The 15985-nt window shown below is 33.2% G+C and carries 10 protein-coding genes and 1 pseudogene; 3 read left to right on the forward strand and 8 right to left on the reverse strand.

Features of this window, described 5'->3' with window-relative positions; genetic code table 11:
• The first annotated feature begins 155 nt into the window (after positions 1-155).
• Complete coding sequence (locus P5P89_RS10265) at positions 156-2909, forward strand: pectate lyase family protein (protein WP_278011820.1); 2754 nt, start codon at positions 156-158, stop codon at positions 2907-2909.
• Positions 2910-2977: 68 nt separating this feature from the next.
• Here the strand turns inward: P5P89_RS10265 and amaB are convergent, their stop codons facing one another.
• Positions 2978-4531 carry an L-piperidine-6-carboxylate dehydrogenase gene (amaB, locus tag P5P89_RS10270; protein ID WP_278011821.1) on the reverse strand — a complete coding sequence of 518 codons (1554 nt, stop codon included), beginning with the start codon at positions 4529-4531 and terminating at the stop codon, positions 2978-2980.
• Between the two features lie 172 nt (positions 4532-4703).
• Here amaB and P5P89_RS10275 point away from each other — a divergent pair, with 172 nt between their 5' ends.
• Positions 4704-5663 carry an MBL fold metallo-hydrolase gene (locus P5P89_RS10275; RefSeq protein WP_278011822.1) on the forward strand — a complete coding sequence of 320 codons (960 nt, stop codon included), beginning with the start codon at positions 4704-4706 and terminating at the stop codon, positions 5661-5663.
• Between the two features lie 74 nt (positions 5664-5737).
• On the opposite strand, the gene sufD is transcribed toward P5P89_RS10275, so the two are convergent.
• The 5 genes and pseudogenes from sufD to P5P89_RS10300 all read right to left on the reverse strand — a co-directional run bounded on the left by sufD (position 5738) and on the right by P5P89_RS10300 (position 10398).
• On the reverse strand, positions 5738-7054 hold the full coding sequence (sufD, locus tag P5P89_RS10280) for a Fe-S cluster assembly protein SufD (protein WP_278011823.1): 1317 nt from the start codon (positions 7052-7054) through the stop codon (positions 5738-5740).
• Between the two features lie 103 nt (positions 7055-7157).
• On the reverse strand, positions 7158-7547 hold the full coding sequence (locus P5P89_RS10285; protein ID WP_278011824.1) for a four helix bundle protein: 390 nt from the start codon (positions 7545-7547) through the stop codon (positions 7158-7160).
• A 79-nt stretch (positions 7548-7626) separates the two neighbouring features.
• A pseudogene (sufC, locus tag P5P89_RS10290) lies at positions 7627-8372 on the reverse strand (Fe-S cluster assembly ATPase SufC).
• Positions 8373-8525: 153 nt separating this feature from the next.
• On the reverse strand, positions 8526-9974 hold the full coding sequence (gene sufB, locus P5P89_RS10295; protein WP_278011825.1) for a Fe-S cluster assembly protein SufB: 1449 nt from the start codon (positions 9972-9974) through the stop codon (positions 8526-8528).
• Between the two features lie 94 nt (positions 9975-10068).
• Positions 10069-10398 (reverse strand): HesB/IscA family protein, encoded by a 330-nt coding sequence (locus P5P89_RS10300; protein WP_026727150.1) that lies wholly within the window; start codon positions 10396-10398, stop codon positions 10069-10071.
• 525 nt (positions 10399-10923) lie between these two features.
• Between P5P89_RS10300 and P5P89_RS10305 the strand changes: the two genes are divergently transcribed.
• On the forward strand, positions 10924-11781 hold the full coding sequence (locus P5P89_RS10305; protein WP_278011826.1) for an MBL fold metallo-hydrolase: 858 nt from the start codon (positions 10924-10926) through the stop codon (positions 11779-11781).
• A 61-nt stretch (positions 11782-11842) separates the two neighbouring features.
• On the opposite strand, the gene P5P89_RS10310 is transcribed toward P5P89_RS10305, so the two are convergent.
• Together P5P89_RS10310 and P5P89_RS10315 are read right to left on the reverse strand one after the other, a co-directional pair.
• Entirely contained in the window at positions 11843-13213 is a 1371-nt protein-coding gene (locus P5P89_RS10310) for a T9SS type A sorting domain-containing protein (RefSeq protein ID WP_278011827.1), read from the reverse strand.
• Positions 13214-13724: 511 nt separating this feature from the next.
• Entirely contained in the window at positions 13725-15905 is a 2181-nt protein-coding gene (locus P5P89_RS10315; protein ID WP_278011828.1) for a LamG-like jellyroll fold domain-containing protein, read from the reverse strand.
• Between the last annotated feature and the right edge of the window lie 80 nt (positions 15906-15985).

Here is a 15985-nt window from a genome sequence, read left to right on the forward strand (position 1 = left end):
TTTTAATTGGTTTATTTTATTTAATGTTGTTTTTTATTGTAAAAATATTATGAATAATTAAAATTTATATATTTTTACGTAATCGATTACATTTTTTAATGCATTCGATAAAATAAAAACCACTTTTAAATAACTATCAATTAATCAAACCACACATGAGAAAAAAACTATTTTTTCTGACTATTTTGTTTGTATCAATGCAAACATGGTCACAGCAAATTAATGAGGCGGCCGGCTGGCTGGAATCTGCTTTTGTAAAATGGCAGCCCGTCAGTAATGCCCAGACGTATAATGTTTATTATACCGGAAACGGCTTTACAGACAAGAAAATTGACAATCAATTAATCCGTAGCTATGGTTCTTACTATCGCGCTGATATTCCGGGTCTTAAAGCAGGAACTTATACTGTAAAAGTTAAACCGGTTATTTCAGGTGCTGAAGGAAATGGTACTACAACCGGTACTCTTACTGTTTTAGCTCAGGATCGTAACGGCTTTGCTTTTGATGGAGGCCGCGTTCCGGGAGGATATAAAGCTGATGGAACTCCGAAAGACAATGCGGTAATTCTTTATATCTCACAGAATACTAAAAATACTATTTCGATGGACATTACCGGAGCAAGTGCAAATCCGTGTGTTGGATTACAAAATATTTTGTATGCCATTAAAAAAGGAAAAGATACGCGTCCGTTCATCATCCGTCTGTTAGGAAATATTACTGATATGACTGTTATGGAAGGCGGAGATGTTGTTATCGAAAATGATAATAATGCTTCGAGTTATCTTACTTTTGAAGGTGTTGGTAATGATGCAGTTGCTAACGGCTGGGGAGTACGTCTTAAATCTGCTTCAAATATTGAAGTCAGTAATATTGGATTTATGAATTGCAATAGCACGGCCGGAGATAATGTAGGGATGCAGCAGGATAATGATCACATTTGGGTTCATAACTGCGATTTATTTTACGGTGATGCCGGAAGCGATGCCGATCAGATCAAAGGAGACGGTGCATTAGATAATAAATCATCAACTTATATTACATTGTCCTATAATCACTTTTGGGATAGTGGTAAAGCCAGTCTTTTAGGTTTGAGTGAAGGAACAACAACAGGTTTGTATATTACCTATCACCACAACTGGTTTGACCATTCTGATTCCCGCCATCCAAGAGTTCGTTATTATTCTGCACATATTTATAACAACTATTATGATGGAAATTCAAAATACGGAGCCGGCTCAACATTAGGTTCATCTTTATTCATAGAAGGAAATGTTTTCAGAAATTGTAAATATCCGATGCTTACTTCTAAACAGGGAACTGATATTTTTTACGATTCTACAGGTACTTTTTCTGGTGAAGCCGGAGGAACTATTAAAGCATTTAATAATACGATGATTGGTCAGACACGTTATATACCGTATAATGCAACCAATTATCCTGTTGAGTTTGACGCTATTGAAGCTTCAACCAGAGGAGAAGTTATCAGCAGCAGTATTAAATCAAAACTGGGTGGCAATAGTTATAATAACTTTGATACCAATGCTGCATTATATATCAAAAATCTGGTTATCGATCAGCCCGCAGCAGCGCAAACTAAAGTGGTGCAATATTCTGGTCGTGTCTCCGGAGGTGATTTAAAATGGACTTTTAATAATTCTGTTGACGATGCATCTTCAACTGTAATTGCAGCATTAAAATCGGCTCTTACTAATTATACCGGAACATTAGTTTCAGTACAAGGAGAAACAAATGTAGTAAGTAATCAGACGCTGACTTCTACAACCAATAATAATCAAACTGTAACAAGTGGAACGGCAATTGGTTCAATAGTTTTTACCTGGGGAGGAAGCGCAACAGATGCAACAGTAACAGGATTACCAGCATCAGGAATTACTTTTGTAAAAAATACCACTGCTAAAACCATTACGATTACCGGAACACCAACAGCTACTCTTTCATACTCAATTAGTACAATAGGAAGCGGAACAGCTGCTACCGGATCAGGAACGATTACAGTTACGTCGGCAAGTGCTCAAACTCTTACATCAACTACGAATAATAATCAGAGTGTGACAACTGGTACAGCTATTAGTTCAATTGTTTTTACCTGGGGAGGAAGTGCGACAGACGCTACCGTAACAGGATTGCCGGCATCGGGAATTACTTTTGTAAAAAACACTTCGGCTAAAACTATTACTATTTCAGGAACACCAACAACAACGGTATCTTATTCTATTGCTACAACCGGAACAGGCACAGCAGTTACAGGATCTGGAACGATTACAGTTATAGGAACATCAACAGGAAACCAGATTCATAACTTTACAACATCTGGAAAAACAAGTACATTTTACAGTATTACCGGAAATATGAATTCGACTGCAGGTTCTGTAACCTATGCCGGACTAACATTGACAGCCCGTTTAAAAATAGAGTCCAGCACATCTATTACATACACAACAACAGCTGCGTCGACATTAAAATTGGTATTCGATTCTAATTTTACAGGAACAGTAAAAGTGAATAATGTGTCTTATACTGCAGTTTCAGGAGTAGTTACAGTATCGCTTCCTGCAGGGGCTAATACGATAACAAAAGGTTCTGTTGCAAATTTATATTACATCGGTACAACATATAATACTACAGCTCGTATGTCGGCAAACAGTTCAGTAGAAGAAGTAACTTCTGCAAAACTGACGTTGTATCCAAATCCTGTTTCAAGTGAATTGAATATTGATTCAGATAAAGCAATTCAAAAAGTGGAAGTGTATAATTTAACAGGAGTATTGGTGAATACACAACAAGGAAATAATAATAGTTTTGATATGAGTAATCTTGCCAATGGCAGTTATTTGGTAAAAGTTCATACTGAAACGAACGTTACTGCTAAAATTATCATTAAAAAATAATACCTAACTAACCATTATTCAAAGCAAAAGGCTTCCAGAATTTCGGAAGCCTTTTGTGTTTAATCATTTTACAAATCAAATTTAATTCCCTGAGCCAATGGTAAACTGGTGGTGTAATTAATTGTATTGGTTTGGCGTCTCATATAGATTTTCCAGGCATCAGAACCGGATTCTCTTCCGCCTCCCGTTTCTTTTTCTCCTCCAAAAGCACCTCCAATTTCGGCACCGGAGGTTCCTATGTTTACATTTGCAATTCCGCAATCAGAGCCTGTAACAGATAAAAATCGTTCTGCTTCGCGTAAGTTGTTTGTCATAATTGCAGAGGATAGTCCCTGAGCTACGCCATTTTGTTTTTCAATAGCATTATCAATTTCGCCCGAATATTTTATCAGATATAAAACCGGTGCAAAGGTCTCCTGCTGTACTATTTCAAATGAATTTTCTGCTTCGGCAATTGCGGGTTTTACATAACAGCCGCTTTCATAACCCTCGCCGGAAAGTACACCGCCTTCAACTAAAATTGTTCCGCCTTCTGCAACAACTCTATTTAAGGCTTTGGCATACATTTCAACTGCATGAATATCAATTAGAGGTCCTACATGATTGTTTTCGTCAAGCGGATTTCCGATACGTAATTGTTTATAGGCAGCAATTAGGGCTTCTTTTACTTTGTCATAAATGCTTTCGTGAATGATTAATCTTCTGGTTGAGGTACAACGCTGTCCGGCAGTTCCAACAGCACCAAAAACAGCTCCGATTACTGTCATTTTAATATCTGCATCGGGAGTAACAATAATAGCATTGTTTCCGCCTAATTCTAATAATGATTTACCTAAACGTCCCGCAACAGCCTGAGCTACTATTTTTCCCATTCGGGTTGATCCGGTTGCAGAAATTAACGGAATCCTGGTATCGGAAGTCATTAATTCGCCAATAGTAAAATCACCATTTATAAGACACGAAATTCCTTCAGGCAAGTTATTTTCTTTAATAACCTGTGTAATTATATTTTGACAGGCAATACCGCAAAGAGGTGTTTTTTCAGAAGGCTTCCAAACACAAACATCTCCTGAAATCCATGCTAAAGCCGTATTCCAGGACCAAACCGCTACAGGGAAATTAAAGGCCGAAATAATTCCGACAATTCCTAACGGATGGTATTGTTCATACATGCGATGTCCAGGTCTTTCGGAATGCATTGTTAATCCGTGTAATTGGCGTGATAAACCGACAGCAAAGTCACAAATATCAATCATTTCCTGTACCTCGCCATAACCTTCCTGTAATGATTTACCCATTTCATACGAAACTAATTTCCCAAGAGCTTCTTTGTTTTGGCGTAATTTTTCTCCAAACTGGCGTACAATTTCTCCGCGTTGGGGTGCCGGAATCAAACGAAATGTTTTGAAAGCTTCAGTTGCTGATTGCATAACTTTTTCATAATCTTCAGCTGTGGACATTTTTACAGATGCAATTAATTTTCCGTCAACTGGAGAATAGCTATCTAAAATTTCTCCGGATGAAAAATTATTTAAACCCGTTGATGTTCCTTCATTTATAAATTTGATGCCTAGTTTTTCCAGGGCTTCATTGATTCCAAATTGAGACGCTATTGTTGTCATTGTAACTTTTTTAAATTATAATGTGATATTTCAGGTAAAGATATTGTTTTACAATTGAATTTTGCCGTTAGAGACAAAAGTAAATTTAGCGTTATTTTTTAGGATTTTCATAATTATAAGTCGCTAAATTTGTCTTAATTGATGAAATTTGTAATCATAAAAAATGTTAGGTATGAAAATTATAAAAATGCTTTGGGCTTGTTTGGTTTTAATAACAATCAATTCTTTTTCCCAGAAAGTTCAGAAAGCAGCTTTTCAGGTTGTTCCTTTGGGAGTTATGGGTGGAATTGATGAAAAAAACCTTTCTGCCTATTTATTGGCACCTTCTAATACCAAAGATTACATTTGTCTGGATGCGGGAATCATTAATTCAGGAATAGAAAAAGCTATTGAAAATAAAGTATTCAAAGTTCCAACAAGCGAAGTTTTACGAAAATATATTAAAGGTTATTTGATTTCACACGCTCATTTGGATCATGTTTCGGGTTTGATAATTAACTCACCGGCAGATTCATCAAAAACGGTTTATGCTACAAAAAAATGTATGGAAATGATGGAAAACCATTATTTTAATGATCAGACCTGGGCTAATTTTGGCGATGAAGGACCCGGTTTTCATATCAAGCGTTATCATTTTCAGACTTTAAATATTGGTGAAGAAACTCCGATTGCGAATACAGCCATGACGGTAAAATCTTTTCCGTTAAGCCATGTAAACCCTTACGAAAGCAATGCTTTTTTAATTAGAAATAATGATGATTATGTTTTGTATCTTGGAGATACAGGCCCGGATGCAGTAGAAAAAAGCAGTAATTTAAAGGAGTTATGGACAGCGGTTGCACCATTAATTCAGAATAAACAATTAAAAGGCATTTGTATAGAAGTTTCTTTCCCAAACGAGCAGCCGGATCAGTTTTTATTTGGACATCTGACACCAAAATATTTGATGGATGAACTTCATGAATTAGAGAAATTAGCCGGAAAAAATTCTTTAAACGGATTTAAAATAATAATTATGCATTTGAAACCACCTGCAAAAAATATTGTAAAAATTAAAGAACAGTTGAAAACACAGAATGATTTGGGATTGAAATTTATCTTTCCGGAACAAGGAAAAAGTTTTGAATTGTAATAAATCAAAGCGTAAAAAAACCGACAACTATTTAGTGTGTTGTCGGTTTTTATGCTTTTGAAATTATAATATTTTTACAAATCAAATCCTAAATTCACACCTAATTTTGTAGCAATGATTTTAGTAATTCGTTGTTTTAATTCCGGTATTTTGATGCTTTCGATTACGGCATTTGAGAATGCGTACATCAATAAAGCTTTCGCTTCTTTTTTCGGGATTCCGCGAGACTGCATATAAAACATTGCGGTTTCATCAAGCTGACCGATAGTACATCCGTGAGAACATTTTACGTCATCAGCAAAAATTTCTAACTGCGGTTTTGCATTGATAGTTGCTTTGTCACTCAATAAAATATTATTGCTTTTTTGGAAGGCATTGGTTTTTTGAGCTTCTCTGTCAACTAAAATTTTTCCATTGAAAACTCCTGTCGAACGATCAGAGAAAATTCCTTTATAATCCTGGAAACTCTCGCAGTTTGGTTGTGCGTGGTTTACCAAAGTATAATGATCTACGTGTTGCTTGTCATTCAGGATAGAAATTCCGTTTAGCGTACTGGTTAATCTTTCTCCGAAATGGTAAAAGTTTAAGTTGTTACGTGTAATGTTTCCTCCAAATGAGAAAGTGTGAACGTAAGCGTGACTTTCCTGCTGTTGCGAAACATAAGTGTTATCCACTAAATTCGCTTCGCTATTATCATTTTGAATTTTGTAATAATCGACAATCGCACGTTTTTGAGCAAAAATCTCCGTAACAGAATTCGTTAAAACCGGATTTTCATTCAGGCTTTGGTGACGCTCAATAATCTGAACATGTGAATTTTCACCCACAATAATCAAATTTCTTGGCTGAACCATTAAAGCGGCTTCATTTCCTGTTGAGAAATACATAATCTCAATTGGTTTGTCGGCCACTTTTTTCTGTGGAATATTGATAAACGCACCCTCAATTGCAAAAGCAGTATTCAATGAAGTCAAACTATCATCTTTACTTGCAATTTGGTTGAAGTACGTATCAATAACCATTTTATATTTTGGTTTGGTCAATGCCGATGACATCAAACAAACATCGATTCCGTCATGCGTAGTAGAAGACAAATGCGAACTAAAAACACCATCAATAAAAACTAATTTATAAGTGTCAATTTCGTGTAAAAAGTATTTTTTTACCTGATTAAATTCGATTGCATTTTCCTGCTTTGGAAAAACCGTAAAGTCATTTTTTAAGATGGCATTTAACGATGTATATTTCCAGGCTTCTTCTTTTTTGGTTGGAAAACCTTTATTTTCGAAGTTTTTTATAGCATTTGTACGGATGTCATGCAAGTCTGAATGCACATCAACACGCTCTTCAAAAGCCATAAAAGACGATACTAATTTTTCTTTTAAATCCATTGTTCTTTTGTTTCCTTCGGAGTTTCAGGTTTCAAGTTTCAGGTTTTTGCTGGAACTTATTCCTTTGGATCCTTTTGTTTCTGGTTTAATGTTTCAAAGTTTATTATTGAAACTTATTTCCTTTGAAATCTTTTTTATTTAGATAAGTGATAAAGTTTTTTATTTTACCGCTTAAATTTTCATAATCCTTTTTTAAAGCTTCGAATTTTTCTTCTGAAATATATTCAAAATCAAATACCCGATATAATTGAGATCTTGTTTCTCCGGCTGAACCTTTTGCGATAGATAAAAATTGTCGAAATTCTAAATTTCCATCTCTTTCAAATCCTTCAGCAATGTTATCCATTACTGACCCCGAAGAATCTTTTATTTGATTTTTAAATCTGAGATCTGATCTTAACTCTGTATCAACTGCAATAAGATGAATTTCTTTTGCTAATCGTCGAGCTTCTTTCCAAATTTCTAAATCTTCAAATCTATTAATTGTTGCCATTTCTATTTTTTATTTTTAAGTTAAAACTTACAAATATAGTTTGTAACTTGAAACTAAAAAACATGAAACCTGAAACAAATTAATTCTCTGCTTTGATCCAGTCGTATCCTTTTTCTTCTAATTCGTAAGCTAATTCTTTTCCGCCAGATTTTACGATTCTTCCGTTGTAAAGAACGTGAACGAAATCCGGAACGATATAATCTAACAAACGTTGGTAGTGTGTGATAACGATGATTGCGTTTTTCTCACTTTTAAGTTTGTTTACACCATTTGCAACAATTCTTAATGCATCGATATCAAGACCAGAATCGGTTTCGTCAAGGATAGCTAATTTTGGCTCTAACATTGCCATTTGGAAAATCTCATTTCTTTTTTCTCTCCTCCGGAAAAACCTTCATTTAAAGAACGAGATAAAAATTTACGATCGATTTCTAATAATTCAGATTTCTCACGAATCACTTTCAACATTTCGTTTGCCGGCATTTCTTCCTGACCGTTTGCTTTGCGAGTTTCGTTGATGGCAGTTTTCATAAAGTTAGTTACGCTAACTCCAGGAATTTCTACCGGATATTGAAAAGAAAGGAAAACACCTTTATGTGCTCTTTCTTCAGGAGCTAAATCAGCAAGATCTTCTCCGTCAAGAATTACCTCTCCGTCTGTAACTTCATAGTTTTCGTTTCCTGCGATAACAGCAGAAAGTGTACTTTTTCCAGAACCGTTTGGTCCCATTATCGCGTGAACTTCTCCAGCTTTAACTTCTATATTAATTCCCTTAAGGATTTCTTTATCACCAATTGAGGCGTGAAGGTTTTTTATTGATAACATCTTTTTTTTGTTTAAAGTTTCAAGTTTCAAGTTTTCAGTTCTGCTGAAAAACTAAACTTTGAAAAATCTTTTTATTTTAATTGATATAAAATTCTTTTTTAATGGTTGTAAAGCATAAATTTTCAGATTAAAAACCTGAAACCTGAGACTTTTTTAACCTACAGATCCTTCTAAAGAAATCTCCAATAATTTCTGAGCTTCAACAGCAAATTCCATAGGAAGTTTGTTCAATACATCTTTACTGAAACCGTTTACAATTAAGGCAATCGCTTTTTCAGTCGGAATACCTCTTTGGTTGCAATAAAAGACCTGATCTTCTCCAATTTTACTTGTAGTGGCTTCGTGCTCGATTTTTGCTGATGGATTTTTACTTTCGATATAAGGGAAAGTATGCGCACCACAATTGTTACCCATTAATAACGAGTCACACTGAGAAAAATTTCTTGCATTCTCTGCTCTTGGAGAGATTTGCACTAAACCACGGTAGCTGTTTTGTGATTTTCCAGCTGAAATACCTTTAGAAATAATAGTCGATTTAGTGTTTTTCCCTAAATGGATCATTTTTGTTCCGGTATCAGCCTGTTGGTAATTATTGGTAACAGCAATTGAATAAAATTCTCCTACCGAATTATCTCCTTTAAGTACACAAGAAGGATATTTCCAGGTTACAGCAGAACCTGTTTCAACCTGCGTCCAGGAAATTTTAGCGTTTGTTTCGCATAAACCTCTTTTGGTTACGAAGTTGTAAACTCCACCTTTTCCTTCTTTATTTCCAGGGAACCAGTTTTGAACTGTCGAATATTTGATTTCAGCATCATCCAAAGCGATTAATTCAACTACAGCAGCGTGTAATTGATTTTCGTCACGGCTTGGTGCTGTACATCCTTCAAGATAAGAAACGTAACTTCCTTCGTCAGCAATAACTAAAGTTCTTTCGAATTGTCCGGTTCCTGCCTGATTGATTCTGAAATAAGTTGAAAGTTCCATTGGGCAACGAACACCTTTTGGAATATAACAGAAACTTCCATCAGAGAAAACTGCTGAGTTTAATGCTGCGTAGAAGTTGTCTTTCTGAGGAACGACAGTACCTAAATATTTTTTAACTAATTCCGGATGTTCTTTGATAGCTTCAGAAATCGGGCAGAAAATAATTCCTTTTTCTCCAAGTGTTTTTTTGAAAGTCGTTGCAACAGAAACAGAATCGACAACAATATCCATAGCGACATTGTTCATCATTTTTTGTTCGTCTACAGAGATTCCTAACTTTTTGTACATTTCTAAAAGTTCAGGATCTACGTCATCTAAAGTTTTGTTTGGATCAACTTGTTTTGGAGCTGAGTAGTAAGAAATGGCCTGAAAGTCTGGCTTTTCATAACGAACATTTGCCCATTCCGGCTCGATCATTTCTTTCCAGGCACGGAAAGCCTCGATGCGCCATTCGGTCATCCATTCCGGTTCTTCTTTTTTAAGAGAAATAGCTCTTACAATTTCTTCGTTTAGACCAATAGGAAATGTTTCAGATTCTATATTGGTATAAAATCCGTACTCATATTCTTTGGTTTCCAGTTCGATTTTTAAATCGTCTTCGGTGTATTTGCTCATTGTTTTTTTATTGAAAGATTTCAAAATAGAAGGATTTAAATATTTAAAACCACTTCTGTAATTAAATCTTTAAATTTTGCAATTGTTTAATTGTTTATAGCGAAAATGATTCACCGCATCCGCAGGTTCTGCTTGCGTTTGGGTTGTTGAAAACAAATCCTTTTCCGTTTAATCCGCCAGAGAATTCTAAAATTGTTCCGGCTAAATAAAGAAATGATTTTTTTTCAACGGCTATTTGTATATCATTGTCTACGAATATTTTATCGTCATCTCCTTTGGTTTTGTCGAATTTTAAATCATAAGACAAACCAGAGCATCCACCGCTTTTTACTCCTACACGTACATAGTCATGTGCGGCATCAAAACCATCATCAGTCATTAGGTCGATGATTTTCTTTTTGGCTGTATCAGAAACTTTTATCATTTTTTATAGTATTTATCTTTTTCAACATTCCTTTTAAAAATAGTAATGAAATTATTACAATTAAAGTACTGTATGTCAATGTTGAAATGAAATTATCTGCAAAGATACGACTTAAAAACCTTTTTCCATAACGGTTCACATTATTATAACAAATGTTAAAATAGATATAAGTTATTTTGAGTTTTTTATTTTAAAATTTATAAGAATGGAACTAAAGATTTTTGACTGAATATATTTCTATAAGTTTAATAGTGTAGTTGAAATAAATAAAATTTAAAAACGGATAATAAATAAAAACCTTTCCTGAATATTTATTTATAAAATAACTAAAACCATCATTGCTATTGCTTCTCGCAAGTCACGGTTGTCTTCAAAAAAGTCAATTCTTTTTTTTATTTTGATATCAATTCCTAATCTAACAATATTAAAAACAATAAAACACTTCTAAAATAAGCAAGTAAGCGTAGTAAAATAAAAACCAAACCACTAAATTGCATTTGAATTCGAAATTTTAAAAAGCAAAAAATGAAACTTTATCCCATAGAATCAGGAAATTTTAAATTAGACGGAGGTGCCATGTTTGGCGTTGTGCCAAAAATAATCTGGAATAAAACCAACCCTGCAGATGCCAATAACCTTATTGATATTGCCGCACGCTGCCTGCTTATCGAAGATGGAAACCGCCTGATTTTAATTGATACCGGAATGGGAGATAAGCAGTCAGAGAAATTCTTTGGCTATTATTCGCTTTGGGGTTCACATTCTTTGGATAATTCTTTAGCAAAATATGGTTTTCACAGAGATGATATTACCGATGTTTTTATGACGCATCTGCATTTTGATCATTGTGGGGGGAGCGTAAAATGGAATTCAGATAAAACAGGATATGAACCTGCTTTTAGAAATGCAGGATACTGGACAAATAAAAATCATTGGGAATGGGCAATAAAACCAAACGCGCGCGAAAAAGCCTCTTTTTTAACAGAGAATATTTTGCCCATGCAGGAAAGCGGTCAGTTGAATTTTATTGAAAGACCGGAAAGTGATTTCGGTTTCTCAAAAGAATTAGGTTTTGATATTTACTACGTTGATGGTCACACCGAAAAACAAATGATTCCACATATACAATACAAGGATAAAACTATAGTTTTTTGTGCCGATTTATTGGCTACAGCAGGACACATTCCGCTCCCGTATGTTATGGGATATGACACGCGTCCTTTATTGACAATGCCGGAGAAATCAAAAATGTTAAATGCTGCTGCAGATCATAATCATTATCTATTTCTTGAACACGATGCTCATAACCAAATTATAACAGTTGAACATACTGAAAAAGGAGTTCGGCTAAAAGAAATTTTTACCTGTGAGGATATCTTATAAAAATTAAAACCATATTTCAGTCATTAGAAATATGGTTTTAATTTTATAATGGGTTTCTGTTTTATTGGACTAGAATTTTTTTAACAATAGTTGCTCCTTCATTTTCTAAATAAATGTAATAAATACCATTTTGTAATCCTGCTAAATTAATATTATTATTAGTGTTGTTTTTAGTAAACTTAGTTGTTGTAATTAGTTTTCCCAATGCATCATATACAGTTGCTTTTTCAAGAGGACTATTGTCAATGTGCAGTTCTCCTTTTACTGGGTTGGGATAAACAGCTATTTTTTCAAAACCTGCTTCTAATAGTCCTAATGTTGGACAAGTTAGGTTGTAAGTTGCTGCTGCATCTTTATACGTACTCCAGTTAGCATTTGAATAAGAAACATCGTCTACCTGAATACAATTTAAATTAGAATTGGATTTACAATTCATGTTTGTTAAAATAGTATTATTTCCGTTTTTTAAATTAAGACTTGCTAATTGGTTAGAATAGCAATGTAAATATGCTAAAGCTGCGTTTTTAGAAAGATCTAATGTAGTCAATGAATTAGAGTGGCAATCTAAACTTTTCAAAGCGATGTTTTTAGAAAGATCTAATGTCGTCAACGAACCGGAATAGCAATATAAAAGTTGAAGCGCAGTATTCATAGAAAGATCTAATGTCGTTAATGGACAGGACATACACTGTAAATATACCAAACCAGTGTTTTTAGAAATATCTAACGATGCTAATGGGTTTGAATAGCAGGTTAATTGTATCAAAGCGATATTTTTAGAAAGATCTAATGTTACTAATTGGTTATTAAAGCAAATTAAAACTTCTAAAGTGGTATTTTCAGATGTATTTAATGTTGCGAATTGATTATTATCGCACGTTAAATTTTTCAAAGTGATATTTTTAGTAATGTCTAATGTAGTCAATAAGTTATAACTACAAATTAAATCTGTCAAAGCGGTATTTTCAGAAAGATTTAATGTTGTCAATGAATTAGAATGACAATCTAAATTCTCTAAAGCGGTATTTTTAGAAAGATTTAATGATGTTAATTGGTTTGATCTGCAATACAAATATTTTAAAGCTGTATTGTTAGAAAGATCTAATGTCGTCAATGCGTTATAATGGCAATATAGATATTTTAAAGCAGTATTTTTAGAAAGATCTAATGTTGGTAACTGGTTATTATTGCAAATTAAGTTTGTTAAAGACACGAAATCCTGAATACCCGTCAAGTCAGTAATAGAACTATTTGAAATATCAATAGAACTTAATTTGTCAATGTTATCTGTTAGTACCTGATGATCAGGGCTACCGGAATCAATACCAAGAGCAATTAGTTTATTTTCAAAATTAATATCCGGGATATTAGTATATTGAGCGAAAGAAGATAAACTTATTACAAAAAAGAAAGAGAGTAATTTTATTTTCATAGGTTAAAATATTTTTTTAGGTGATACAAATGTATTGAATACTGCATATTTTCCTAATAATTTTTTAAGTAATAAAAATTGATAATCAGTTCTTTTTGTTAATTTACAACGATAAGATTCTTATAGTTGAGGAATTTAAGGGAACTAGTGTCTCTGAAAAATAAGTTTTTTTAATCTAATTTCCAGCCAAAGTAGTCTGAAAAATATAATCGTTTTTGAAGTATTTTCTTTTGGTTTGTTGTCATAGTATACACAAACGAAAGCTTGATGAAAAAATCTAAAGAGAGGTCATATTTTGTATCTAAGTTAAAATCTGTACAGAAGTATCTGGTGATTACCTACTGATTTTAAGAAAAAATATAAGACTAATTTTATTTATATATAGTCTATTTATTTGGATATCAGACTTTAAGAATAAGGTTAGAGGTAATATTTACAAGGAAAAACACATTCATAAAAAAATCCCGTTTTCATTATTTGAAACGGGATTTTTGGTTTTATGAATTGTAAACTATTCCACTATAACTTTTTTAACAGTGGCAGTATCCTTATTTATTAAGTACACAAAATAAACTCCTTTTGGCAATCCGGATAAGCTAATTGTATTATTAGAATCGCCTGAGTTCAAAGTAAAAGATTTTACCAATTGTCCTAATGTATTATAAACTGTTGCTTTTTCTAACGAAATATTTGCAATAGTAACTTCGTCTTTTGTTGGATTTGGATAGAGTGTTACTTTATCAAAAACAGAATCTTCAATTCCTAAAGAACAACTTGTAGAGTAAGTAGTTGAAGTCTCTTTAATCTTAGACCAGTTGGTGTTTGAAAAAGCAGCATCGTCTACTTTAATACAGGCAAGTTGATTGAGTCCAAGAAAAGAAGTAGCGTAGCTTGCAGCGTTTTTTCCGGTCACATTGAGTATAATCATGTTTGTATTATTTCCGTTTTGCAGATTCAAAAATACCAGAGGATTTGATACAACATATACAATTGTAAGTTTGCTGTTTTTAGATAAATCCAACGACGTAATTTGATTGGAAAACGCAATCAATCTCTCCAAAAGAAGATTATAAGAAAGATTCAGATTTGTTATTTGATTGTTACTGCAGTCTAAATTTGTCAGAGATGTGAAATTTTCAATACCCGATAAATCTGTGATGTTACTGTTTGAAAGGTCTAAAGAAGTAACAGCACTTATATCTGAACTGGAAATTTTGCCATTTAAACCATCGGTATCAATTCCTAAATCAATTAATTTTTGTTCAAAATGACTGTCTTTTAATGTTATATATTCTACAGTGCAATTGGTATTATAGGTTGCAGTTGCATCTTTAAAAGTGGCCCAATTAGTATTTGAATATTCTGCATCGTCAACCTGAATACAACTTAGATTTGGGTTTTCTGTAAAATTTACCGAATTTTCTAAAAGTAGGTTATTACCATTTTTAAGATTTAAACCCGTCAGGTTGTTTGAGCTTATATCAAGAACTTTAAGCAATGTGTTTTCAGAAACATCTAACGTAGAAAGTTTATTGTGTGAAATGTTAAGATAAGTTAATTTTTTATTTTTAGATACATTTAAAGTAGTTAAAATATTTCTCTCTGCATGTATTGCATATATAGAATCATTTTTAGTTAAATTGAGACTTGATAACTTGTTATTTGATATATGAAGATTGCCTAATTTTAAGTTCTTTTCTAAATTTAATAATGAAATTTTGTTATTAGCACAATTTAACTCTCTCAATGAGTCATTTTTAGAAAGATTAATAGTAGTCAAATTATTATTCGTACAATTGAAATACTTCAAATCTTCAAAATCTTCAATTCCTGTTAAATCAGAAATATTACTTGATGATACATTCAAAGATGTTTGAGATTGGATATTCTCTTTTAGAATTTTTCCGTCAGGAATCCCTTCATCAAAGCCCAATTCAATTAATTTGTTTTCAAAATTAAGATCAGGAATTAAGGTATATAAGATTGGTTTTGGGGCATTATATATTGCAGTAATTTCCTGTGATGTTAAAACACGATTCCAAATTCCGATATCATCTATAGAACCTTCAAAGAAATTATTTGATTTATTCTTTCCTATTCTAAAAAGATTTCCAAACCCATTAGTGTACAAATCAGCAGATCCACTTAACTTTAATTGATTATTTATATACAATGAAAAGGTGTTCGTTGGGTCATCAAAGACCATTGCAAAAAATGTCCATTCATTGTTAAAATAATCGTCCTGTGATGAAAAAGTTTTGGAGTCAAATTGTATGTCTAAATATCCTTTGCGATAAAAACTAATTTTAAACCAATAATTCGGGTCAGATACATTTCCATAGTTCAAAAGACAAAAATCAAGTTCTTCTGATACATATGGGATATCAGCTTTAAACCATCCCGTAATGGTTCGTGATCCTCCTTTCAAAGGATAGTTTTTTACATCGGCTTCGATATTACTGCTTGTTCCATTAAAATAATAAGCGCTCCTGCGCTGTCCAAATCTATCTTGGGTTTGTTCAACATCTACAGGAATTCCATGAGAACCATTTCCGCTGATATCATTTGCATTTCCATTAAATGGATAATAGGCAAGAAGGCCAGCCGAAGGGATATAATCCGGAATATCTGAAGATTGTGCATAAATAGAAAAATTGGCAAGTAAGAGAATAAAAAGTAGTTTTGTTTTCATAAATTTCATTAAGAGTTTCAGTTTGCAATGATACAAATTATAAGTCATTTCCTTATTTAATAAATGTTATATGTCCAGTT

The organism is Flavobacterium gyeonganense, from assembly GCF_029625295.1.
In the GTDB taxonomy this organism is placed as follows: domain Bacteria; phylum Bacteroidota; class Bacteroidia; order Flavobacteriales; family Flavobacteriaceae; genus Flavobacterium; species Flavobacterium gyeonganense.

What these genes read in the sequence shown, in the direction of transcription:
- P5P89_RS10265 (WP_278011820.1), top strand. Translation starts at nt 156, where the DNA reads ATGAGAAAAAAACTATTTTTTCTGACTATTTTGTTTGTATCAATGCAA.
- amaB (WP_278011821.1), bottom strand. Translation starts at nt 4,531, where the DNA reads ATGACAACAATAGCGTCTCAATTTGGAATCAATGAAGCCCTGGAAAAA.
- P5P89_RS10275 (WP_278011822.1), top strand. Translation starts at nt 4,704, where the DNA reads ATGAAAATTATAAAAATGCTTTGGGCTTGTTTGGTTTTAATAACAATC.
- sufD (WP_278011823.1), bottom strand. Translation starts at nt 7,054, where the DNA reads ATGGATTTAAAAGAAAAATTAGTATCGTCTTTTATGGCTTTTGAAGAG.
- P5P89_RS10285 (WP_278011824.1), bottom strand. Translation starts at nt 7,547, where the DNA reads ATGGCAACAATTAATAGATTTGAAGATTTAGAAATTTGGAAAGAAGCT.
- sufB (WP_278011825.1), bottom strand. Translation starts at nt 9,974, where the DNA reads ATGAGCAAATACACCGAAGACGATTTAAAAATCGAACTGGAAACCAAA.
- P5P89_RS10300 (WP_026727150.1), bottom strand. Translation starts at nt 10,398, where the DNA reads ATGATAAAAGTTTCTGATACAGCCAAAAAGAAAATCATCGACCTAATG.
- P5P89_RS10305 (WP_278011826.1), top strand. Translation starts at nt 10,924, where the DNA reads ATGAAACTTTATCCCATAGAATCAGGAAATTTTAAATTAGACGGAGGT.
- P5P89_RS10310 (WP_278011827.1), bottom strand. Translation starts at nt 13,213, where the DNA reads ATGAAAATAAAATTACTCTCTTTCTTTTTTGTAATAAGTTTATCTTCT.
- P5P89_RS10315 (WP_278011828.1), bottom strand. Translation starts at nt 15,905, where the DNA reads ATGAAAACAAAACTACTTTTTATTCTCTTACTTGCCAATTTTTCTATT.